The following is a 23,953-nucleotide window of genomic DNA, read 5'->3' on the forward strand; positions in this document are numbered from 1 at the left end:
GGGCGATCAGATCATTCATATCCGATCCGGTCAGGGTAATATTGCCTTCTGTCGGGCGATCCAGCCCGACCAGCATGCGGGCCAGTGTCGACTTGCCACAACCTGATTCCCCGACAATGCCCAGTGTTTCACCCTTGCGCACCGCCACATCAATGCCGCGCACGGCATAGACCATGGGTTTCCGCCCGCCCAAAATCGTGCGGCCGCCACCAAAGGTGCGCACAAGGTCGCTGGTTTGCAAAACGACGTCAGACGTCTCAGACATTTGCCGCCTCCATCGGTTTGATACAGCGCACACCATGGCCGTTGCCCAAATCATCAAAGCTGATCTCACCAACCCGGCATTTATCCTCTGCCCGTTCGCAGCGATCAGCAAAGGCACACCCGGCTGGCAGGTTGTTAACGGCCGGTGGCAATCCCGGAATGGCCGCAGTGCGACGGTCCGGCTCACCCAGACGCGGCACGCAGTCAATCAGACGCTTGGTATAGGGATGCGCCGGATGGCCAAGAACCTGTTCGGTCGTGCCCATTTCAACAATGCGTCCGGCATACATCACCGCCACCCGGTCACAAATTTCCGACACCACGCCAAAATCATGGGTGATGAACAGGACCGAAGTCCCGTGATCGGTGCGCAGATTGTTCATCAATTTCAAAATCTGCGCCTGCACGGTGACATCAAGGGCCGTCGTCGGTTCATCGGCGATGATAAGTTGCGGCTCATTGGCAAGGGCCATGGCAATGCCGACACGCTGGCGCATACCGCCTGACAGTTGATGGGGATAGTTTTCCGCCCGGCGTTCAGGGTTGGGAATACGCACCATGCCCAGCAGCTTGACCGCCTTCGCCCAGGCATCCTTGTAGCTCATGGCGTTATGGGCCCGGATCGCCTCGACCAGCTGATCGCCAATGGAAAACAGCGGATGCAACGTCGAAAGCGGATCCTGGAATACATAGGCCGCCTTGCCACCACGAATGTCGCGGACCTGACGTTCGGACATGTCAAACACATCCTTGCCATCAAACATCACACGTCCCCCGGCGATCGTGCCGGGTGGGGATGCCACAAGCCCCAGAAGCGAAAGTGCGGTTACCGATTTGCCCGACCCGGACTCGCCCACCAGACCAACGCATTCATTCTTGCCGACCGAGAAGCTGACACCCCCCACGGCCTTGTAGATGTCATCCCCCAAAACGAATTCGGTGCGAAGTTCATCAACGGCCAGAACGGTGTCATCGGCAACCGGATGACCTGTGCCCTCGTCGCTGCGATCAATCTTGGTCAATGGTGCTGGACGTGCAAGCGCGCCCGATTTCAAACGCGGATCAAGCACATCGCGGATGCCATCACCCAGCAAGTTGATGCTCATCACCAGAATAAAGATCATCGCACCGGGAATGGCCGAAAGGTGCTGTGCGGTCGTGATCAGTTTGCGCCCCTCGCCCAGCATGGAGCCAAGGTCGGCCTGTGGCGGCTGCGCACCAAGCCCCAAAAAGCTCAAGCCCGCCGTCTCAAGGATCATCCAGCCAACTGTGGTCGAAATCGTTATCACGATCACCGGCATGACATTTGGCAGGATTTCCGTCACCAGGATACGGATATGCCCCTTGCCAGACAGCTTGGCGGCATCAACGAATTCACGATGCGCAATACCCACCGTCACACCGCGAATGTTACGCGCAAAGAACGGGATGTTGACCACCGCAATTGCATAAAGCGCATTCATCAGTCCCGGCCCAAGGGCCGCGACAATCGCCAGTGCCAGAAGGATATAGGGAAAGGCCATCAACATATCGATGCCGCGCATCATGATGTTGTCTGTCCGCCCGCCAAAATAGCCCGACACAATCCCGATGGTCGATCCGAACAGGGCCGCCACCAGGGACGCCGAAATCCCGACCGCAAGACTGACCCGTGTGCCCCAAAGCAAACGCGACAAAAGATCACGTCCCAGATGATCAGTGCCCAGAAAATGCCCCTCCGAGAACGGCGGCAACAAACGTTGCGCCGGGTCTGTCACATCCGGATCGGGCAGCGGAAGGATCGGCGTGATCAAGACAAGCGCGATGACAAGCGCAAGGATTGCTGCCCCCATCAGGGCCAGCTGATTGCGGGCCAAAAGCTTAAACGCCGAGGGGCGCGCAGAACGCTTTTTGGCTTTGATATCCGGTGCTGTTGCTGTGTTGCTGGTCATGCCTTCACCCTCGGATCAAGCAGATGCTGCAACACATCGGCAAACAGATTGAAAAGAACATAACTGCCCGCGACCAGAACCACGCCCCCCTGCACCAGCAGGATGTCACGGGTTGAAATCGCATTGACGAGCATGCGACCAATGCCGGGCCACTGGAACACGGTTTCAATATAAACCGCCCCGCCCAGAACAAAGCCCGCCTGCACCCCGATCACCGGAATGACGTTGACCAATGCCGCCTTGAAGGCGTGGCGATAAATCACACGGTTTTCATCAAGTCCCTTGGCGCGCGCTGTGCGAATGAAATCCTGACGCAGGACTTCAAGCATGTTCGATCGGGTCAACCGTGCAATAATCCCGGTCGCCACCACGGCAAGCGTGACCGACGGCAAAATCAAATGGCGGATCAGATCGGGCAAATCACCGCCACCATAAATCGCATACATGCCGCTGACCGGAAGCCACCGCAATTCAACGGCAAAGAACATCATCAATAAAAGACCCAGCCAGAAACTGGGCACGGAAATGCCAATCAGTACCGCAAAGGTCAGCGCCTTGTCCGCCCAGCCATATTGACGCACGGCGGAAATTACCCCGGTCAAAAGGCCAAAAATCGTACAGAGGACAAGCGACGTACCCGCAAGGATCAGGGTCGCGCCAAACCGTTCAAGGATTTCATCCAGAACTGGTCGGTTCAGGCTATAGGATCGCCCGAAATCGCCCTGAAGCATATTGGTCAGCCAGATCCAGTATTGTTCGACCATGGTTTTGTCCAAACCAAGATCGGCACGCAACTTCTCGACATTATCCGGCGTGGCATAGGATCCAAGGATCGCCAATGCCGGATCGCCGGGGATCATCGACATAATCAGAAAAACGATCACGGTCAGGCCCAGTAAAACCGGCACCATCAGGATCAATCGACGTAAAATATAGACGTGCATGGCAAGGCTCGTCTGGCTATGTGCGGGAAATGGGATTTAAAGCAAAAATGCCGGGGCTGGCAGGCCATGCCCCGGCATTGATGTATCAGATCAGTTCTTTACGACATCATCAAGCAGCAGGAAGAAGGACGGCTGCAATTTGAAACCATCCACCATCGTGCTTGAAACCGCATTCTGTTTCCAGTTTGCGATAAAGGCCCATGGCGCATCGTCATAGACGATTTCCTGCATCTCGCGATACAGCTTGGCACGTTCGGCCTGATCGGTCGAAGAGCGGGCTGCTTCAAGAAGCTTGTCCACTTCCGGGTTGGAATAGTAACCGGAATTGAAGCCCCCCTTGTCCGGCCACGCATCGGTGCGCAGTGCCAGATATGGCAGGGTGTCAGGATCATTGGTCATCCATGCCATTTCTGCCATGTCCGCCTTGCCTTCAAGACCCGGGTTCACCTTGCCAAGGAAGGTGTTCCATTCGTAGGTCTCGATTGCAACCGTCAAGCCAACCTGTGCCAGATCGGCCTGAATGGCTGCCCCCATCGGGACCGGATCAAGCATGCCCGAGCCACCTTCGGTGACATAGAAGGTAACTTCTGCCCCTTCGGCACCGGCTTCCTTGATCAGTTGTTTGGCCTTTTCCACATCATGCGGATAAGGCTGGAGCTGTTCGTTATACGCCCATGCAAAGGCAGGCGGGGTCGGACCCGATGCAATTTCAGCTGTCCCCTGCAGGACGTTTTCCACCAATGCCTTTTTATCAATGGCATAGTTGATCGCCTGACGGACTTTCTTGTCCTGGAACGGGCCTTCTTTCAGATTGAGGATCAGGAACCACAAGTGTGGGCCTGCCTGTTCATAGACGCTGAAGTTATCGTCGCCCGCAAGCTGGGTCAGGCTGTCTGGCGGGACTTCGACCATCAGGTCAATACCGCCAGCCATCAATTCAGCCACACGGGTGTTAGCATCCGTAATCGGACGGAACACAACTGCTTCAAGCTTGGCCGGATCTTCCCAGTAATCGTCATTGCGTACGACAACCACCTTGGCGTTGCTTTCCCATTCGGCAAATTTGAAAGGACCGGTGCCCACCGGGCTGCGGCCAAAGTCTGCCCCGTTTTCCGCAACAGCCGTCGGCGAAACAATCAGGCCGGTCGGATAGGCAAGGTTGGACAGGAACGGCGCATAAGGTGCATTCAGCTGGAACTTGACGGTCAGGTCATCGACGACTTCGACCTCTTCCACCGCGCTAAAGAAGAAGGCAAGCGGGAAAGGACCGGTGTCATGTTCAGGATGATTTTCATCAAGCATGCGGTCAAAATTGTATTTGACTGCCTCGGCATTGAATGGTGTGCCGTCATGGAAGGTCACACCATCCCGCAGATTGAAAGTGTAAACCGTGCCGTCATCAGAGATCGTCCAGCTTTCTGCAAGGGCGGGCTCAACTTCGAGCGTGCCGTCCTTATAGCGGACCAGACCATCATAAACATTCATCAGAATGCGGAAATCATTCACGGCGGTCACTGCCGCCGGATCAAGTGATTTGGGCTCTGCAATCTGACCGACCACCAGGACACCCGGTGGCGTCTGGGCTTCGGCCGGGCCGAAACCGATTGCGGAAACCGCAAGGGTTGCTGCTGCAAGCACCCCTTTAAACAGGCTTTTCATTCAAGCCTCCCATGTTGAAACCTTCCTGTTACCCCCGGCTCATACCGAACCGACCGACAACGCACCGTATGTGAGGTGTTCTTTTTGATTGGACGTTTCCTGAATTCCGAACCCGTTGTCGATGCTTTCGGATGTCACGGTTGCAAAACATATTTATAATGATAAATTTGATTTCGGCAATTATTTATCATGATAAATTTAAGACAGCACATTCAACAAGCTGTCTGACAGGCGGGAAACATGACCTTCACAATCGTCGCCAGAGACCCGAAAACCAATGCACTGGGCATCGCCAGCGCGACGGGAAATCTGGCCGTTGGCGGGTTTGTCCCGCATATTGCACCGGGTATTGGTGCCATCGCCACACAGGGTTTCTCGACCAATTTTTGGTACGGCATCAATGGTCTGGCACTGCTTGAACAAGGAAAATCTGCGGAGTCGGTCCGTGAAAAACTGACCGGCGATGACGATGGTCGCAATTGGCGACAATTGATCGTCCTTGACCAAACTGGTGAAACGGCTGTCTGGACGGGGGATAAAAACCGATCAGAAACCGCCGAAATCACCGAGCACGATTTGGCGATTGCCGGAAATATGCTGGCCCACAGCAATGTGCCCGATGCCATGCGTGAAAAGTTCACCATGATGCGCAAGGCACACGAGCCATTTGAGAAATGCATTCTCGAAGCGCTCGTCGCAGGTTTCAAGGCCGGGGGTGATGTGCGTGGCACAACATCGGCAGTGATCAAGGTCATGACGCCAAACCGCCTGCCCCTTGATCTGCGTGTTGATGATCATTCTGATCCCGTGCACGAACTGATGCGCCTGTATGGCAAAACACAGGATCCGGAATACCGTTACTTCTTTGATCGTCTGCCGACACCTGACAAACCTCACCAATACTAGAACCAGGGCAAAAATCGCCATGCTTGGCCAACTGATCTTTGACCGCCTTGAAGAGGCCGCCATCCACAGCCAACCCGGTCCGGGTGTTACCCGTCTGTTCTTGAGTGACGAACACCGCGCCGTCACGCCGCTGATCCGCGACTGGATGACCAAGGCGGGCCTTGTCAGTGAAATTGACGCCGCAGGCAATATCGTCGGGCGTGATCAAAAGGCACTGGATGGTGCGCCTACCCTGATCATGGGATCCCATCAGGACACTGTTGTTTCAGGCGGGAAATATGACGGAATGCTGGGCGTTGCCCTGCCAATTGCGGTGATCGAACAACTCAATAAATCAGGGATCGACTTGCCATTCGGCATCGAAATTGTCGCCTTTGGCGATGAAGAAGGTACGCGCTTTCAATCAACACTCGTCGGTTCTCGGGCGCTGGCGGGCAAACATGACCCGAAATCGCTGGAGGCCACCGATGATAAAGGCATATCTGTTGCAGATGCCTTGCGCGCATTTGGTTGTACGCCCGAAGATATCGCAGGCCTCAAACGTGACAAGGCCAATGTACTGGGCTTTATCGAAACCCATATCGAACAGGGTCCGGTTCTTGAAAAGCGTGATCTGCCCGTTGGCGTTGTTACCGCACTGACCGGCATTGAACGCCACCGCATTCGTATTCAGGGCAAGGCCAGCCATGCGGGAACAACCCCGATGAATGACCGACACGATGCCTTGGTGGCAGCCGCCGATATCATCCATCAGGTGGAAGGCATCTGTTCGATGACCGATGGCATGGTCGGTGTCGTCGGCAAGATCGAAGTCAGCCCGAACGCGGTCAATGTCATTCCCGATCATGTCGATCTGACCATCGAACTGCGCGCACCTGAGCGGATTGTTCGGGTCAATGGTCGCGGGCAGATCCTGTCGGCACTGCCCAATATCGCGACCAATCGCCGTGTGGAAATATCGGCCGACCTGACCTATGAGGCAGAAGGCGTGCCGTGCGCCAACTGGATCATGGATGGGCTGGGTCAGGCAATTGGTGAACAGGGCATAGAACCCTTTCGGCTGTTTAGCGGCGCAGGCCATGACGGGCTTGCCATGCATGATCTGTGTGACATTGGCATGTTGTTTGTGCGGTGTCGCGACGGGCTAAGCCACCATCCCGAGGAAGCCGTCACGCCAGAGGATATCGATGTTGCCACCCGTGTGTTGATCGACTTCCTGCAAATGGTCGGTCCCATCAAAGGAATTTCTGGCACACAAACGGCCTGACCTGGCCGGTCGTACGCACTTTTTTTAAGCGTTCTTGCAAAACATTCCCACGCGCGCTGAAAAGTTCGGCGCGTTTTATTTTGTTTGGCCGTCAAATAGCACGCCAAAACAGAACATCTTATTTTTATACCTCAACTTTTTGGCGAATTCGTTTCAGTTTTATGTATCATTCCCCCATGTCGTTTCATTTGGCGCTGGAAATGAAATTCGGGGGAACCGTCGTGTGCTGGCGTCAAATGCGACATGGTACAGGCCGACACCTGTATTGCGAGAGGAAGTGGGAGAGTCTTATCCGACATTTCAGTCTCTGATCAGGAGAAGCACATGACCGATCAGCCAATTCTTGTGGGCTATGACGGAACAGATGCCGCACGGCGTGCCGTGGAATTCGCGGGCAAACGCGCAACAGCCGAAGGCTGCGCAATTCATCTGGTTTACGTTCTTGAATGGTCCCCCTACAGCTTCCTGTCGACACAGGAACTTGAAGAACGCCATCAACGGCGAACAGAAGAACTGTCGCGGGCGGAGGAGACCCTCAAGCCCGCGTTGGATGCGCTTAACAAACTTAAAATACCGGTAACTTCGGAAGTCCGCTACGGCCATTCCGGCGAGTTGATCTGCAAGATCGCCGAAGACAAAGGCGCCTGTCAGATCATTGTCGGCAGGAAGGGTGGATCGACATTGAGCGCACGGCTGCTGGGCAGTTTGCCGCTTACCCTGGTTCAGGCGTCGCCTGTTCCGGTCACTGTCGTTCCGTAAGGCAATCACGAAGTTAAACCGGAGAACCATCATGTTCTGGAAAAAGACAGCAGCGGCCAGCGCCGTTGCAATGATGTCGGCCACCCTGCCGCAAATCGCACTCGCGCAGGAAGTCGGCCTTGATGAAAGAATCAATCAGGCGATCGCACCGATTTCTAACGTGATTGCCGGCACCATGTTTTATTCCGTGCCCATTGCCGGCACGGAATTTCCCCTTATTGTCGGCTGGCTTGTTGTTGCCGCCACCATTTTCACGCTTTATTTCGGCTTTGTTCAGTTCCGTCGATTTGGCCATGCCATTGCGCTGGTCAAGGGCGACTATTCCCACCCCGAAGATGCCGGTGAAGTTTCGCACTTTCAGGCCCTTGCCACCGCCCTTTCGGGCACGGTCGGGCTTGGCAATATTGCCGGTGTGGCCGTTGCCGTTTCCATTGGCGGACCGGGGGCAACATTCTGGATGATCCTTGCCGGGCTTTTGGGCATGGCATCGAAATTCACCGAATGTACGCTGGGCGTTAAATACCGTAACGAATATGACGACGGCCGCGTTTCGGGCGGACCGATGTATTACCTGTCCAAGGGCATGGCTGAAAAAGGCAAACCGGTATTGGGCAAGGTCTTGGCTGTCGTCTTTTCGATCTGTTGTATTGGTGGCGCTGTTGGCGGCGGCAATATGTTTCAGGCCAATCAGGCCTTCCAGCAGGTGGTCAATGTCACCGGCGGTGAAAACAGCTTCCTGGCCGGATCGGGCTGGCTGTTTGGCCTTGTCATGGCAATCATTGTTGGCGTCGTGATCATTGGCGGCATCAAATCCATCGCCAAGGTGACCGAAAAGATCGTCCCGCTTATGGCGGTGATTTACGTCACCGCCGGCATGATCATTATTCTATCGAACATCACCATGGTTGGTGATGCCTTTGCCCAGATCTTTGTCGGTGCCTTTACCGGTGCCGGTGTTGCCGGCGGTGTGATCGGTGCGCTGATTCAGGGCTTCAAACGTGCAGCCTTCTCGAACGAAGCCGGCATTGGCTCAGCCGCCATCGCCCACGCAGCCGTCCGCACCAAGGAACCGGTGACAGAGGGCTATGTCGCCCTTCTCGAACCGTTCATTGATACGGTGGTGATCTGCACCATGACCGCCCTTGTGATTACCATCAGTGGCGAACTTAATTCCGGCCTGACCGGGGTTGAGCTGACCTCCGCGGCATTTGCATCGGCCTTTACGTGGTTCCCGCTGATCCTGGCACTGGCGGTTGTGCTGTTTGCCTTTTCGACCATGCTGTCATGGTCCTATTACGGTCTTAAAAGCTGGACCTATCTGGTCGGCGAAGGCAAGGGCAAGGAGATCATTTTCAAACTGTTCTTCTGCCTGTGCGTGATCGTCGGTGCGTCCATGAGCCTCGGCCCCGTGATTGATTTCTCGGACTCCATGATCTTTGCCATGGCGATCCCCAACATCATCGGCCTTTATTTCCTGATGCCGGTGGTGCGCGGTGAGGTCAAACAATACTGGGCCAAGATCGAAAGCGGCGAGATCAAAAAGGTCAAATAAGCCAAACTTTGAAACGATTCCAAACACCCCTGCCCTCTGGCGGGGGTGTTTTGGTTGGCGCCCTGCAAGTCCGGCATGGCAGCTCATCACGGCCATAGCTATGCAAGGCTTGCGAAATATGCGATTTTAATCGGCACCGGCAGCAGGCTGTGATAGAAGCCGCGCCAGAGAGATTTCCCGCAGACGACCAAAAGAAAAGACCCGCAAGTGATGAGCAATCAATCGCGCCGTTCCGAATTGCTGATGCCCGCAGGCTCGCTCGAAAAGCTGAAAGTTGCTGTGCTCTATGGCGCAGACGCCGTTTACATGGGCACGCCGGACCTGTCGCTGCGCGTTAAAAGCCAGATGTCGCTTGATGACGTGGTCGAGGGCATTGATTTCGCCCACAGCCATGGTGTGCGCGTTTACCTCACGCTGAACCTGTTTTCGCATAACAAGGACATCGACAAGCTTCCGGAATATGTCGATACCGTGCGCAAGGTCCGCCCGGATGGCCTGATCGTTGCTGATCCGGGTGTCTTCATGTTTGTCCGCGAACACGCGCCGGAACTTGATTTGCATGTCTCGACACAGGCAAACGTATGTTCCTGGCAGTCCGTGAAATTCTGGCAGAGCATCGGGGCCAAGCTGGTCGTTCTGGGCCGTGAAGTTTCCTACGAGGAACTGACCGAAATCCGCGAAAAGTGCCAGGACATCAAGATCGAGGCCTTTGTACATGGCTCGATGTGCATGACCTATTCCGGTCGTTGCCTGCTGTCGAACTTCATGGCCGAACGCGGCGCCAACCAGGGGGCGTGTGCCAACTCGTGCCGCTGGAAATACAAAGTCCACATGAAGCTTAAGGACGGCACGGTCAAGGAACTCAAACTGACCGAAGAAAACCTCGAGATGTTTGACTTCTTCCTCGAAGAAGACATGCGTCCGGGCGAGCTGATGGAAATTCAGGAAGACGAGCGCGGATCCTACATCCTGAACTCGCGCGATCTGTGCATCATGCCGAAGCTTGAAGATTACCTGAAAATCGGTGTCGACAGCCTCAAGGTCGAAGGCCGTGGCAAAAGCCCGTATTACGCCGGCCTTGTTGCCCGCGCATACCGCATGGCGATTGATGACTGGTACAAGGATCCGGAAAACTGGTCGGCCGAAGAATATATGAAGGAACTGGCGACGATCCCGAACCGCGGTTATACGCTGGCCTTCCATGACGGTCGCCTGACCAACTACGCACACGGTTATGACAGCAACACCAATGTGTCGGATTGGGAATTTGCCGGAATGATCGAGGAAGTCGAAGACGACGCCTTTATCATGTCGGTCAAAAACCGCATGCTGCCTGGTGACGTGATCGAAATCGTGCCGCCGCGTACTCGCCAGACAATTTTCATCCGCATGTATGAATTCATCGATGCCAAAACCGGCAAGGTCGGTGAAGCGGTCCACGCCAACACGCATCCGCGCATCCGTTTGCCTTTCAGCCTGTTTGAACAGGAAGACCCGGAATTCCTGCGTCAGGAAATCCTGCCGATGACCATCGTGCGCAAGGAAAAGGCCCTGTCGGAAGACGAATGGCAGCGCCTGAAACTTGATCAGGAAGGCCACAAGATCGAGATGGGCAAGGGCAACGAAGACCGCTATGACGCGAAACGCGAAGCGCTTCAGACCGCCCTTGATGATCGCCAGAAGGAACGCTCCTTCCGCACCCCGCGTGTTGGCACCAAGGGCTGCTGTGGCCGGGGGTGCAATGGCTGCCTGATCTTCTGGCACGATGAAAGCTACGCCAAGGCACGCGAAATTCTTGCCAAACGCAAACAGGGCGAGATGCTGGAAAAAGACGGCAAGACGATTGCTGCGGAGTAAGCAGCCCATCCATCGCAAAGACAAAAACGGCAGCATTCGATTTCGATGCTGCCGTTTTTCGTTGGATTACTTGATGGCGCGTTCGGCCTGTTGCTCCAGCCGATCAATCCGGCGGAGCGCAAACCAGCCCAGCACAAGAAACACAATCAGCAAGATCGGGCTGAGCATCGCAAGGTTTTGTTCAACCAGTTCGGACATCCCGGCCCCCAGGCTATGACCCAGCCCATAGTAAAGCCCGACCCAAAGCAGGACTGACGCGATGCTAAGCGGCAGGAAGCAAATGAACGACATCGAACTCATGCCGACCGGGAACACCCCAAACGATCGCACCCCATGCGGATAGCGGCACAGCAGGATATAGGCGACACCGTAATGCTCAAACAATCGCAGGGTCTTGCCCATCCAGTCTGACAAGGATTTGGGCAGCTTGCGGACAATCGCATCGCCGTATTTACGCGCAAGGCCAAAGCGCAGCACATCGCCCACAAGCCCACCGGCAATCATCGACGTAACCGCCGGCACGATCATCAGGCTTTCGGCCGCCACCAGCATGCCGGCAAAAACCGGCAGGATGCTGGATTTGCTGACGCAATAGGTGAAGATCAGGATATAGACCAGATCCTGATGATCCTGAATCCACAGATTAATCGTCTCAAACACGGCACGTCCGCCTGCACTTATTGGATGGTGGTTCGCCTTCTAGGCCAATCCGGACACACTTGAAAGTGTGCCCGATCACAGTTGCGGTGATTACGCCAACTCAAACCTGATCGACTGGGCCCCTTCCCACAGCGTCATCTTGCCAAGCTTTTCAAGGTCGGGTGGACTAGGAGCAAAACGCATTCACCCGTCACACACCGGCAAAAAATTAAATCCAAATCACTCCCCAACCAGGCTCTCCCCTTTAGAGGTCCGGCCAGTTGGTGATCGGTCCACGCCAAACTTCATAGGTTCGCGCAAGCTGGAAGACCTGCAAGTCTTCGAAGCGTGGCGCAACGATTTGCAAACCAATTGGCATCCCGCTTTCTGAAAAACCACAATTGATCGAGCATGCCGGTTGCTCTCCCATGTTCCAGGGAACGGTAAAGCAAATATGTTCGAACGGCTTTGCCGGGTCATTGGTCGGCGATGCCCATTCCGCCGGATAACTGACATTCGGATTGACCGGCGACAAAATGAAATCAACATCCTCAAACGCCTTGGCACAGGCTGCACGCATGGCAAAGGTTTGATCAACCCCGGCCGCCACATCGGTGGGCGCAACCGACGCGCCCGCCTCGGCCCATTCATGAATATAGGGCAGGATTTTTGACCGGCTGGCGGGCGAAAGTTTCTGCATCATGCCCCAGAACCGTGCCCGCCAAGCGATATCAAGCCCATCAAGCATCTCCCGGGTCAATACTGGCGGAATTTCAATAACCTCGGCACCATGGGCTTCGAATTCCCTGGCAGCGTCAATCACGGCCTGCCGGACATCCGGCTCAGCATCAATGCCGCATCCCGCATCAAGCATCAGTCCGATTTTCAGGCCACGAACGTCAATTCCCGGTGCATCCCAGTCAATGTCCTGATAGGGCAAGGATGTGGCATCGCGCGCATCGGGCCGTGTGATCGAGGCCATCAAAAGTGCTGAATCATCGACCCGCGGCGTCATCGGGCCGGCACAGCGCCCAGTATAGTATGGATCAATCGGAATACGACCCAAGGATGGCTTAAATCCGAACAAGCCGGTCCAGCCAGCAGGCAGCCGAACGGATCCGCCAATATCCGTACCAACGTGCAACGGTCCATATCCGGCCGCACCAGCGGCAGAAGCTCCGGCACTTGATCCACCTGGGTTCTGGCTCAGATCCCAGGGGTTTCGGCTGAGGTGATGGAAGGTCGACAGACCAGAGCTCAACATCCCGTAATCCGGGCAGGTGGTTTTTGCAAAGATGATCGCACCGTCTTCAACCAGTCGGGCCGCCGTCGGCGCGTCCTGGGCTGCTGGGACAAGATCAATCGCGGCGGTTCCCATCGGCACCGGATCGCCCTTGGTGGCGATCAATTCCTTGACCGTCACCGGCATTCCGTCAAGCAACCCCTTTGGTTTACCTTTCATCCAGCGATCTTCAGACGCGCGTGCTTTTGCCATCGCTGCATCCGGGTCATAAGCATATAGCGCACAGACTTTGGGTTCGCGCGCATCAATGCGCGCGGACAGCGCCGCCATATACTCAACGGGCGATATCGTTTTGTCCTTAAACCCTTTGAGGACATTGCGTGCAGAAAGATCAAGAAGTTCAGACATAGGTGGCACCTTTTGACAGGAATTCAGTAAGGACGAAGGACGTATCCTGTCCGCTTATTGCGCGCGTGCTGCACGCCATGCTTTACGACCGATGTGCTCCAGTGTCGGTTCGGCATTCATCAAACGACGGGTATAGGCTTTGCTCGGGGCGTTCAAAACCGCATCTGTCGGGCCGGTTTCAACCAGCTTGCCATGCTCCAACACGGCGACGTCGTCGCAGATTTCCTCGACCACACCGATATTGTGGGTAATGAACAAGACAGAGATGCCGTGTTCATCGCGCAGGTCCAAAATCAGATCCAAAATCTGTTTCTGTACCGTTAGATCAAGGGCAGATGTCGCCTCGTCCGCGACCACCAGTTTGGGCTTGGTGATCAAGGCACGCGCAATCGCAATCCGCTGACGTTGACCGCCAGAAAATTCATGAGGAAACCGATCCATGTCGTCGGCCTTAAGCCCGACATCTTCAAGCAAGGTCGCAATACGGTCGCGCTTTTGCGCGCCGGTCGGTGCATTTTCTTCAAGATAAAGCGGTTCGGCGATCAGCCGTCCAACCGTGTGACGCGGGTTGAGCGACCCATAAGGGTCCTGAAAGATCATCTGAAAATCGCACCGCGCAGAACGCAAATCCCGTGCAGACAGCTCAAAAAGATTTTTGCCATTGATGTGAACGGTCCCCGACGAAGGGGTATCAAGTGCCATCACGATGCGCGCAAGAGTCGATTTACCCGAGCCGCTTTCGCCAACAACACCCATGATTTTCGCGGCATCAAGTGACAGAGATACATCATCAAGTGCGGCGATCTCACCCGCCCCCAGATCAAACACACGCGTCAGGTTTTTTATTTCCAGAAGCTTAGGCATGCGGTTTCTCCCCGCCGGTTTGATCAAGGCTCTTGAGCGCACGACGCGGCATGGCGGCAAGCAGCTTTCGGGTGTAGTCATGACGGGGATGACGCAGAACTTGTTCTGTATCGCCATGTTCCATTTCATCGCCGCGATACATCACAAGTGTTCGGTCGGCAATGCGGGCAATAACGCCAAGATCATGCGAAATCAGAATGAGGGAAATGCCAAGCTCCGCAACCAAATCATCAAGGATATCAAGGATTTCTGCCTGCACCGTCACATCAAGAGCTGTGGTCGGCTCATCGGCAATCAAAAGGTCGGGCTTCAAGGCAATGGCGATCGCAATCCCCACCCGTTGACGTTGCCCACCTGACATTTCATGCGGATAACTGTCGATGCGCTGGGCGGCATTGGGAATCTGCACCATTTCGAGTAAACGCAAAGTTTCGGCCCGGGCATCAGACTTGGACAATCCGTTATGCAGGCGCAGCCCCTCGGCGATTTGTGCCCCCACGGTCATTGCCGGATTAAGGGCGGACATCGGTTCCTGAAAAATCATGCCGATTTTACGCCCGCGCAGACCGCACATCTGTTTTTCAGGCGCCTTCAAAAGGTCTTGTCCTTCAAACAGGATTTGCCCACTCGCCTGTGCTGTTCTTGGTAGCAAACCCATCGTTGCAAGAGACAACACAGATTTTCCCGATCCGCTTTCCCCGACGATGCCAAGCGTTTCGCCGCGATCCAGATCAAGACTGATGCCGTGCACTACCTCGGTCAAAGCGCCGGTGCTCTGCTGGAAGGATACCCGGAGGTCTTTGATTGAAAGCATTATGATGCCTGTTTCCTCCTTGGATCGCTTAGATCTCGCAGCCCATCACCCAGCAGGTTCAGACCAAGAACAGCAAGGGCAATGGCAATACCAGGCGCAAGCACCAGATGCGGTGCCGTGCCAATATATGTCTGCGCATCGGCAAGCATCCGACCCCAGCTTGGTGTGGGTGGCGCGATCCCCATACCAAGGAAACTGAGCCCAGCCTCGGCCAGAATGCCAAGACCGGTCTGGATTGCGAATTGCACCAAAAGCTGTGCGGAAATGTTGGGCAAGATGTGCTCGACCGTAATCAGCGCCTGGCCCTTACCCGACATTTTTGCCGCCTTGATATAATCGCGCGACCAGATCTGCATCGCAGCGCCGCGCGATATGCGGGTAAAGACCGGGATCATGAAGACGCCAATCGCAATGATGGATGTAAGTCCCCCGGGGCCAAGCAATGCCCCCAGAAGAATGGCAGAAAGGATCGGTGGAAAGGCGAACAAAACACTGTTGACCCAGCCTGACACCTTTTCAAAGGCGCCGCTTTTTGCCGCCGCTGTAACCCCGATCAGCGTGCCGATAGAACCGCCGACAATCGTCGCCGTTACCGCAATACCAAGCGACGTCCAGCCACCCGCCATGATCATCGAAAAAACATCACGCCCGATTTGATCCGCCCCCAGAAGCCCGGCGTCACCAGGGCCCTTAAGACGGTTTAAAATGTTCATTTTAATGGGATCTTCTGGCGTCCAGAACCGGCTTAGAATGGCCGATCCGACAAGCAGAAACGAAATCAGGCCACCCAGCCAAAGATTAAGGGGAATCCGTTTCATTTGTGCGTCCGTAGTCTGGGATCGAGGATCGCGTAGAGACCGTCAACAATCAGATTCACGACAATCACGATAATCGCGAACATCAGAACCACGTTTTGAACCACAATCAAATCGCGTTGCGAAAGTGCCTGATAGGCAAGCGTGCCGATACCGGGAAGGGTAAAGACATTCTCGACCAGAACCGCACCGGAAATCAGAAACGGAATCTGAAGGCCAAGCATCGTGACCACCGGCAACAACGCATTAGGAACGGTATGCAGCCAAAGGGCACGGTTCCGGCCAAGTCCCTTGGCACGCGCGGTCCGTACGAAATCTTCATGGGCGACTTCGATGACAGCCGCACGTGTCACGCGGGTCAAAACCGCTGCCTGCGGTATCGCCAACGCGATTGCAGGCAGTATCAAGGCCGATACAGCCTTGCCAAGGCCTTCACCCCAACCCGGGAAACCGCCTGCCGGGAACCAGCCAAGACCAAGTGATAGGAACAGAATCAAAAGCAACCCGATCCAGAAATTCGGGACCGCAATGCCAAACTGCGCGAAAATGGTTGCCAGACCGTCCGTTACCGCACCCGGTCGGGCCCCAGCCCAAACACCAAGCGGCAAGGAAATACAAATCGCAAGAAAAGTCGCAAACAAGGTCAGCGGCACCGTAACCGCCAACCGATCAGCAATCAGCTCGCCGACTGGTGTGCCATATGTGTAGGACGCTCCCAGATCCCCGGTAAACACCCCACCGATCCAACTGGCATAGCGCACCAGCATGGGCCGATCGAGGCCGAGTTCCGCCCGCAACGCCGCCACGGTATCGAGTTGGGCCGATGTGCCCAACATGATCTCTGCCGGGTCACCGGGGGCTGCTTCGATCAGGACAAATATCAAAAACGACGTGACAAGAAGGATCGCAAGATATCCTGCCGCCCGGCGCATGTGTTTCAGTGCTGGGGTCATGGGTTTTCACTGATTTCAGATGAAGAACATCCACACCTGACCGGCATATAATCCATTAATCGGATATCTATGCCGGTCGGTATTTGTGGCGCGGGGGAACGTTTACTGCGTCCAGCGAACGTCGGTCATGTCGTTGGACGGCACAGGCCCGTTTTCCCAGACGCCGGTCAATTTCGCATCCCAAACACTAAGCTTTGGTGCGGAATACAAGAACAGCGCCGGCATATCATGGGCGATGATTTTCTGCGCCTTTTTGAAACCCTCCGCGCGTGCTTCGGGGGTAACGGCAGCATCAATCTCGTGCATGACGGCGTCGAACTCTGGATTGTTGTAATTGAAATAGTACGGGTGGCGGGCATAGATCCCGATATCCAGCGCCTCGGCATGACCAATAATCGTCATGTCATAATTGGTATCTTTGAAAACGTCTTGAATCCAGGTGGCCGGGAAATCGGAGCTTTCGATTTTCGCCATCACGCCAATCTGCAAGAAAAGAGCCTGAAGGATTTCTGCCGATCGGGTGGCGTAGCTCCGGGTTGGAACTTTCATGGTGAATTCGAATCCGTCGGGATACCCGGCTTCTGCCAGCAACTCCGCGGCCTTTTCCAGGTTCATGCTATATTCGTCTGTCAGATCAACATAGTACGGGCTTGCAGGGGAAAAGTGACTGCCGATGGGGGTTCCAAATCCGCTTTCAACACCCTGGATAAGTGTTGGCCGATCCACCGCCATCATAAGCGCCTGACGCACGCGAATGTCATCAAACGGCGGGCGCTGGTTGTTCATGCCTGCGATGACTTCCATTTCACCGACACCCACATGGGTTGTCAGGCTGTCATCGGACTTGAAATTAGCGAACAATTCGGGGGCTTCGAATTTACCAAACACATCAACGTCATGCGACATGATGGCCGCGGCCTGCGCCTGCGGATCGGAAATGAAACGTGCGGTAACAGCGTCAAGCGCCGGCTTCTCGCCCCAGTATCCGTCATAGGCAGACATCAAAACCCGGTCGCCTTTGCGCCATTCATCAAATTTGAATGGCCCGGTGCCCACCGGTGCGCTTTTGTTGGTTTCAACCGATGACGGTTCGACCATTACAGCCGTCGGAAAACCAAGCCAGTAAAGCAGGTTGGATGACGGCCTGGAAAGATGCAGAACAACAGTTCCGCTGTCTGGCGTATCCACACTTTCGATAACCGTGTAGTAGGCCTTTTGCCCATTGGTACTGTCATCGGAAATGATACGTTCGATGGTGAACTTTGCGACCGAGCTGTCAAATGCCACACCGTTATGGAAAGTCACATCCGGGCGAAGATTGAAGGTATAACTCAAACCATCATCGGAAATGGTCCAGTCGGTGGCAAGTTGCGGGACGATATTGCCGTCACGATCAACAGCAACCAGTCCCTCAAAAATGTTCTGCCAGGTCACCTCGCCAGAGGCAACAGCCGACCCCACAGTCGGGTCAAGACCGGCAGGCTCAACCGGCTGACCGAAAGTAACGCTGCCCGCAGCAAGCGATACTGCCGGTGCAAGTGCAATCAATGCAGCCGCCGAAACGACACAGGCAAAGTTTTTAAACGGCTTGAGGCGATGCGATTTCAAACGATACGGCATAATAGTCTCCCTGATGTGGCGCAGTCTTGTTTTTAAGACTTTTGTATCTCAACAACAGAGACGATTTCTCGGTGAATTTGAAGTCGATATTCTGAGGTCAGGGTGCTACGCTTTCCGTAGCACTTGCCAACATGGTCCCATTTCATGGTAGAAATACAATCCCTTACGGTATTTAACGAATTGATGCGATGCCGATCCATTCGCCAGGCAGCAGACGCACTGAACGTGTCCCCAACCGCCATCGCACGTCAACTCGACAAACTGGAGCACCTGTTTGGCGCGGCTCTTGTGGAACGCAATCCGCGTGGCATCCGCTTGACCGCTGCGGGCGAGGTGCTTGCAGAACGATCGTTGTCGATTGCACGCGAACTCTCGGAAGTTGAACAGATCATTGATGATTTACGCGGCTTGCAGCGCGGATCTGTGTCACTTCATGTCAATGGCGCAGCATCAAGCGCGATTCTGGCACCGGCATTGGCAGAGTTTTCCGAACGGTATCCTGCCATTACCATTGAAGTGACCGTGACCTCGGCACAGGCGGCACTGGATGCCGTGGTAAATGGTCTGACCGACCTGTCCGTTACGATGTTTGCCACGCCGGAAAGCCGAACAGAGACCCGGTTTCGTGCTCCCATTCGTCACGAAGCCATCATGTCGCCCAACCATCCGCTGGCAAAGCTTGATGAAATCACGCTTCAAGCACTTGTTGAACATCCTTTGGCGCTGCCTGACCAAACTTTTGGCGTACGGCGCGCATTTGATGCGCGTCTGCGTGCGGCCGACATTACGCGCAACGAAACCACCTTCACAACATCATCGCTTGAACTTCAAAAAGAACTGGCACGCCGTGAAACCGCGGTTCTGATCCTGCCAGAAATGACCGTCCAGCGCGAGATTGATGCAGGCAGCCTTGTAATGCGTCCTCTTGCGGCAGCGTCGCGGATTGAAACCCATATCGAAATGAACCGGAGTGTTGCTGGACAACGCAGTTTTGCCGCAAAACGGATGTCAGATTTTCTTGAACGGTTCCTCCAGGCCGAATTTTACGGACGGAATAACTGATTTCAAACCAGTTCGAACTTGATCGACTGCGCACCTTCCCAAAGCGTCATCTTGCCAAGCTTTTCTAGGTCTTCGAGATTGCTGGTGACCGTGATGAAATGGTTGCCGGCAAGCTGGCCGACCTTGGAGGCGAAATGTACCCCGCCATAGGCGAGCAGGATTTCGGTTTCGCTGATCCCGCCGGGATAGAGGATGATCTGTCCCGGGGCCGGGAAGCTGGTGTGGTTTTCATAATCAACACCGAACTGATAATCGCCGAGCGGCATCCAGACACCCTCGCCACTCCAGCGGACATGGACCGCCTTGCTTTCAAACGGCATGCGATCAAGGAACGCCTTGCAGGTATGCGGCGCCTTTTCGATTTCGAGCACCGCATCAAAGGTGAAGGGACCGGCGGTAATTTTGATATTGGACATGATGTTTCCTATGAAATCAGGATGACCCAACCCAGCGACAGTGCCAGACTGATCAATGTAACGGGCACGCCAAGGCGCGCATAATCGATAAATGAAATCACCGTTCCGGCCTTTGCGGCCTGTTCAACGGCAATGATATTGGCAACCGAGCCAACAATCAGGAAGTTGCCCGACAATGTCGAAAAAATCGCCAGCGCATGGAACATTTCCGTGCTCCATTCCGGACCGAGCGAGAGCAACATCATCACCAGCGGCACATTGCCAATCGTATTTGACCCGGCCAGCGACACCCCGGCCAGAACACCCGGATGATGGATTTGCAACGTGATCAGGACATCGCGAAACAGGCTGGCAATCACGTCATTTTGCGCCATTGCGCCGGTGACGATAAACAACCCGCAAAACAGGGCCAGCAAATGCCAGTCAACCCGCCCCAGAACCTGATCGGTCGACAGACGTCGACTAAGCAGCAAGGCCCCCACCACCAGAAGCGACCAAAGCGCACGGTCTTCGACAAAGACAAAAATCGCGATCACGGCGATGGTCGCCAAAACCGCCTTGGTCAGGATTGTTTTATCAAGCGGGCGAACCGGTTGATCAACTGATCGCGCATTTGCGTTTGCGCCCGTCCCGGCAGAATGTGTTTGCTCACGCATCATCGGGCTTCGCAAAATCACAACATAGACCACGCCAAGTGCCAAGAGTGCGGGCACAGCACAGGCCAGAACAAAGCCGATAAAATCAAGATTGCCAAACTCGGCAATCATCAGATTTTGCGGATTGCCAATCAGGGTGGCTGCCGATCCGGCATTGGCAGCACACGCCACCGCAATCACATAGGGTTTGGGATCAAGCCTGCGCGCAATCACCCCGGTAATCAAAACCGGCGTCACCGCCCAAACCACAACATCATTGGTCAAAAAGGCCGATAGCACCCCGCACATGACGATCACACCGGCCAGCAACCCGCCCGGACCGCATTTAAGCGCGGTGATCCGATGCCCGATCCAGTCAAAAAAGCCGCTTGCCGCATATTGCGACGACAGCACCATCAATGTCAGCAACACCGCAAGGGTGGCAAAATCAATCGACGCCAGTGCGCCATCGCGGTCAACCGCCCCACTGATCAGCAAGATCACCGCGCCGAACACGGCAATGCCGGTGCGGTTGATCGCAAGCCACGGCCAACGCCCCAGCGCCATGCCGATATAGACCAGAACAAAAACAACGGCGATCAGCCAATTCATAAAATGCCCCTATGACCACGACGACTGCCGGGTTTCGAATAATGGCTACAGCGCCGCCGGGAAACGGTCAATCGGCTTGATATTCACGTTCCGGTTATGCGCAAATTGCAATGCCCCATACCGAAATGCGCCAACTGAAATTCTTGCAAAGCCCGAAGGCGGCCATTTGAGCCATTTTGTGCGTTGCGACATCAGTTCTTCGACGATCCTGCGATTGTTTCATGACAAAACGGGTGAAAATTTCACTTGCGCAGCAAAAGCAACGGGCGTACATGCGGACTTGCCCAAAGTCGCACGTGCCTGTGGTGGTCCTGCTTACTGGAACCCGTAGGACTTACTTAAAGCAACGACGGTGTAGGGCTTTTTTGGTCTCAGGTGGCGTCCAAATCCACCGACACTAAAGAGGCACACCATCATTGCCCACGTGCGGAACGGGAACTCCCCATTCCATAGCGAGGCAGACTTAACTTCGCAGTTCCGGTTGGCCCCGGGGCTAAACAGCACGCAAGTAGTCCGCGTCATTGCGCCTCCACCGCGCACACGCATCAGGTACATGCACGCTGCCATATCGTGGAATGGGAGAACGCCCCAATGGCAACTCAGCGTATTATTGATTTTCTCGCACAGAACCGCCCGGAAGGCCCTTGCCTTGTTGTTGACCTCGACGTTGTTCAGCGCAACTACGAGACCTTTACCCGTGCTTTGCCGAGCTCGCGCATTTTCTATGCCGTCAAAGCAAACCCGGCACCGGAAGTTCTGAGCCTGCTTGCCGACCTTGGCAGCAACTTTGACACCGCATCCGTCCCGGAAATCGAAATGGCGATGGCCGCTGGTGCAAGCCCGGACCGCATTTCGTTTGGCAACACCATCAAAAAAGAACGCGACATTGCGCGCGCTTTTGAACTTGGTGTGCGCCTTTATGCGGTTGATTGCGTCGAAGAAGTCGAAAAAATTGCCCGTGTTGCACCGGGTGCGCAGGTATTCTGCCGCATTCTGACCGACGGCGTTGGCGCAGAATGGCCGCTGTCGCGCAAATTCGGTTGCGCGCCTTCCATGGCGCTCGAAGTTCTTCAGCATGCCCATCACATGGGTCTGGATGCCTATGGCGTGTCGTTCCATGTCGGGTCGCAGCAGTGCAACCTTGACGCCTGGGACACCGCCCTTTCCGAAGCATCGTCGATCTTCCGTACCCTGGCGGAAAAAGGCATTCACCTTCGCATGGTCAATATGGGTGGGGGCTTCCCGACCCGTTACCTGCGCGACATTCCGGCAACCGAAGCATACGGTGCGGCGATTGTTGATGCGCTTCACAACCACTTTGGCAACCACATGCCCGAAACCATTATCGAACCGGGCCGTGGCATGGTGGGTGATGCCGGCGTGATCAAAGCCGAGGTTGTTCTGATTTCGCGCAAGCATGCCGATGATCCGGTGCGCTGGGTTTACCTTGATATCGGTAAATTCGGTGGCCTTGCCGAAACTATGGACGAAGCCATCCGCTATCCGATCACTACGATCCATGATGGCGGCGAAGTTGCCCCGTGTGTTCTGGCTGGTCCGACCTGTGATTCGGCTGATGTGCTGTATGAAAAGACCCCGTATGACCTGCCGGTCTCTTTGACCATCGGTGACGAGGTTCTGATCGAGGCAACCGGTGCCTATACCACCACTTATGCATCTGTGGCGTTCAACGGCTTCTCGCCGCTTGCCGCCTATATCATCTGACCCCATTCGGGAAAGATAGGCCAATGATCACAATTGATCGCGAAGGCGCATATTCGCACATTGAACGCGAAAAGCTGCTTGATCGCGTAATGGGTCAGGCGCGGTTTCAGAAATCGTCTGAAATCCTGCGCCGTAATCGGCTTCCGGCGGACGGTCTTGCGTTTGTCGCCCACGACGGCAAACAAATGATCGGCACTGTCCGGTTGTGGAATGTCAATGCTGGCGATGCAGGGGATGCATTGCTGCTCGGTCCGCTTGCCGTCGACAAGATCTATAGCGGGTCCGGCGTGGGCGCCGGTCTGGTTTATGCCGCCCTTAATGCGGCACAGGCTGCCGGTCACCGTTCGGTTCTTCTGGTGGGGGATCCGGACTACTACGCACGCTTTGGCTTCCATGCGGCCCCCGCAAGCGGGCTTTTGATGCCCGGCCATTTTGACCGTCACCGGTTCCAGGCGGTCCATCTTGGCAACGGCGATGCACTTAGCGGATCAACCGGTATGCTGACCGCAACCGGGGCCATGCTCCACTAAGACATCAAAGCGATACGACAAAAAAATCCCGGCCCGGGTTTCCCCGGCCGGGATTTTTGTTATCCGACCTTTGCCGATCAGATCAGCAGGTCTTTTCCGACAACCAGCCGATAAACACGCCGTTCTGTTCAAGGCGTTCATGGGCAAAGCATTCGCCGCCGGGATAGGCGCTATTGGCCGGGGTGTAGCGCACAATATCTTCGCCGGGCAGAATGTTGGTCGTGGTTTCGACCTGTTCGGTATGGGCGGTGCCCATGCCGTCAGAAGTGACGAGACAATCATAACGCCCGCCATTGCCATTGATGGTTCGGACACCGACCATGCCATGATCCATCGGCCAGGCTTTCAGCACCGACACCAGATCACCGGGATTTTTGGCAAGGCAGGCGGTGATGGCGGGCATCATGTCATCGAAATAGCGCGTCCAGATGCCATCGCCCTGTCTTTTAAGCTCGGCAACCGAGACCACCGGGAAATC

Annotated in this window: 21 protein-coding genes and 1 pseudogene; 8 read left to right on the plus strand and 14 right to left on the minus strand. The window is 55.2% G+C overall.

All coding sequences use genetic code 11. The annotated features are described in order from the left end of the window. The 4 genes from B3Z49_RS16130 to B3Z49_RS16145 form a co-directional block, all read right to left on the minus strand. The coding region (locus B3Z49_RS16130; protein WP_296992721.1) for an ATP-binding cassette domain-containing protein at positions 1–265 on the minus strand (265 nt) is incomplete at its 3' end. Further along, a complete protein-coding gene (locus B3Z49_RS16135) occupies positions 258–2,195 on the minus strand; it encodes a dipeptide/oligopeptide/nickel ABC transporter permease/ATP-binding protein (RefSeq protein ID WP_296992723.1) in 1,938 nt (645 codons plus the stop codon). The genes B3Z49_RS16135 and B3Z49_RS16130, both read right to left, overlap by 8 nt. Next, positions 2,192–3,139, minus strand: a complete 948-nt coding sequence (locus B3Z49_RS16140; RefSeq protein WP_062955687.1) for an ABC transporter permease — start codon at positions 3,137–3,139, stop codon at positions 2,192–2,194. Before B3Z49_RS16140 ends, B3Z49_RS16135 begins: the two co-directional genes overlap by 4 nt. 90 nt (positions 3,140–3,229) lie before the next feature. After that, a complete protein-coding gene (locus B3Z49_RS16145; RefSeq protein ID WP_296992727.1) occupies positions 3,230–4,798 on the minus strand; it encodes an ABC transporter substrate-binding protein in 1,569 nt (522 codons plus the stop codon). Between the two features lie 240 nt (positions 4,799–5,038). Between B3Z49_RS16145 and B3Z49_RS16150 the strand changes: the two genes are divergently transcribed. The 5 genes from B3Z49_RS16150 (at position 5,039) to B3Z49_RS16170 (ending at position 11,139) form a co-directional block, all read left to right on the plus strand. Beyond that, positions 5,039–5,704 (plus strand): DUF1028 domain-containing protein, encoded by a 666-nt coding sequence (locus B3Z49_RS16150; protein WP_296992729.1) that lies wholly within the window; start codon positions 5,039–5,041, stop codon positions 5,702–5,704. Positions 5,705–5,723: 19 nt separating this feature from the next. Further along, positions 5,724–6,971, plus strand: coding sequence for an allantoate amidohydrolase (locus tag B3Z49_RS16155; RefSeq protein WP_296992731.1), 1,248 nt, complete (start codon positions 5,724–5,726; stop codon positions 6,969–6,971). A 324-nt stretch (positions 6,972–7,295) separates the two neighbouring features. Continuing rightward, on the plus strand, positions 7,296–7,730 hold the full coding sequence (locus B3Z49_RS16160; protein WP_296992733.1) for a universal stress protein: 435 nt from the start codon (positions 7,296–7,298) through the stop codon (positions 7,728–7,730). Between the two features lie 31 nt (positions 7,731–7,761). Beyond that, complete coding sequence (locus tag B3Z49_RS16165) at positions 7,762–9,282, plus strand: alanine/glycine:cation symporter family protein (protein WP_296992735.1); 1,521 nt, start codon at positions 7,762–7,764, stop codon at positions 9,280–9,282. A gap of 210 nt (positions 9,283–9,492) precedes the next feature. Continuing rightward, positions 9,493–11,139 carry a U32 family peptidase C-terminal domain-containing protein gene (locus B3Z49_RS16170; protein WP_296992736.1) on the plus strand — a complete coding sequence of 549 codons (1,647 nt, stop codon included), beginning with the start codon at positions 9,493–9,495 and terminating at the stop codon, positions 11,137–11,139. Between the two features lie 66 nt (positions 11,140–11,205). Here B3Z49_RS16170 and B3Z49_RS16175 read toward each other — a convergent pair whose 3' ends face one another. The 7 genes from B3Z49_RS16175 to B3Z49_RS16205 form a co-directional block, all read right to left on the minus strand. Then, positions 11,206–11,799, minus strand: a complete 594-nt coding sequence (locus tag B3Z49_RS16175) for a DedA family protein (protein ID WP_296992738.1) — start codon at positions 11,797–11,799, stop codon at positions 11,206–11,208. 244 nt (positions 11,800–12,043) lie between these two features. Further along, on the minus strand, positions 12,044–13,429 hold the full coding sequence (locus B3Z49_RS16180; RefSeq protein ID WP_296992740.1) for an amidase: 1,386 nt from the start codon (positions 13,427–13,429) through the stop codon (positions 12,044–12,046). A 54-nt stretch (positions 13,430–13,483) separates the two neighbouring features. Continuing rightward, complete coding sequence (locus B3Z49_RS16185; protein ID WP_296992742.1) at positions 13,484–14,293, minus strand: ATP-binding cassette domain-containing protein; 810 nt, start codon at positions 14,291–14,293, stop codon at positions 13,484–13,486. Then, positions 14,286–15,107, minus strand: coding sequence for an ATP-binding cassette domain-containing protein (locus B3Z49_RS16190; protein WP_296992744.1), 822 nt, complete (start codon positions 15,105–15,107; stop codon positions 14,286–14,288). Before B3Z49_RS16190 ends, B3Z49_RS16185 begins: the two co-directional genes overlap by 8 nt. Further along, positions 15,107–15,925: an ABC transporter permease gene (locus B3Z49_RS16195; protein ID WP_296992745.1), complete on the minus strand. Its 819-nt coding sequence runs from the start codon at positions 15,923–15,925 to the stop codon at positions 15,107–15,109. The genes B3Z49_RS16190 and B3Z49_RS16195 overlap by 1 nt, the downstream gene beginning before the upstream one ends. Beyond that, the gene (locus tag B3Z49_RS16200; protein ID WP_296992746.1) at positions 15,922–16,875 is read right to left on the minus strand and encodes an ABC transporter permease; all 954 of its coding nucleotides are present in this window, start codon (positions 16,873–16,875) and stop codon (positions 15,922–15,924) included. The genes B3Z49_RS16195 and B3Z49_RS16200 overlap by 4 nt, the downstream gene beginning before the upstream one ends. 102 nt (positions 16,876–16,977) lie before the next feature. After that, positions 16,978–18,495 (minus strand): ABC transporter substrate-binding protein, encoded by a 1,518-nt coding sequence (locus B3Z49_RS16205; RefSeq protein ID WP_296992747.1) that lies wholly within the window; start codon positions 18,493–18,495, stop codon positions 16,978–16,980. A 144-nt stretch (positions 18,496–18,639) separates the two neighbouring features. On the opposite strand from B3Z49_RS16205, the gene B3Z49_RS16210 reads away from it, so the two are divergent. Further along, positions 18,640–19,557 carry a LysR family transcriptional regulator gene (locus tag B3Z49_RS16210; protein ID WP_296992749.1) on the plus strand — a complete coding sequence of 306 codons (918 nt, stop codon included), beginning with the start codon at positions 18,640–18,642 and terminating at the stop codon, positions 19,555–19,557. A gap of 2 nt (positions 19,558–19,559) precedes the next feature. On the opposite strand, the gene B3Z49_RS16215 is transcribed toward B3Z49_RS16210, so the two are convergent. After that, entirely contained in the window at positions 19,560–19,973 is a 414-nt protein-coding gene (locus tag B3Z49_RS16215) for a DUF3830 family protein (RefSeq protein WP_296992751.1), read from the minus strand. 8 nt (positions 19,974–19,981) lie between these two features. Next, the gene (locus tag B3Z49_RS16220) at positions 19,982–21,220 is read right to left on the minus strand and encodes an SLC13 family permease (RefSeq protein WP_296992753.1); all 1,239 of its coding nucleotides are present in this window, start codon (positions 21,218–21,220) and stop codon (positions 19,982–19,984) included. Between the two features lie 591 nt (positions 21,221–21,811). Here B3Z49_RS16220 and B3Z49_RS16225 point away from each other — a divergent pair. Then, entirely contained in the window at positions 21,812–22,945 is a 1,134-nt protein-coding gene (locus tag B3Z49_RS16225) for a type III PLP-dependent enzyme (protein ID WP_008890144.1), read from the plus strand. Positions 22,946–22,968: 23 nt separating this feature from the next. Then, the gene (locus tag B3Z49_RS16230; protein ID WP_296992757.1) at positions 22,969–23,475 is read left to right on the plus strand and encodes a GNAT family N-acetyltransferase; all 507 of its coding nucleotides are present in this window, start codon (positions 22,969–22,971) and stop codon (positions 23,473–23,475) included. Between the two features lie 82 nt (positions 23,476–23,557). Here the strand turns inward: B3Z49_RS16230 and B3Z49_RS16235 are convergent. Continuing rightward, positions 23,558–23,953 (minus strand): annotated as a pseudogene (locus tag B3Z49_RS16235) (hypothetical protein); the annotation flags it as partial.

The sequence above is a fragment of the Thalassospira sp. UBA1131 genome, assembly GCF_002311515.1.
Taxonomy (GTDB): domain Bacteria; phylum Pseudomonadota; class Alphaproteobacteria; order Rhodospirillales; family Thalassospiraceae; genus Thalassospira.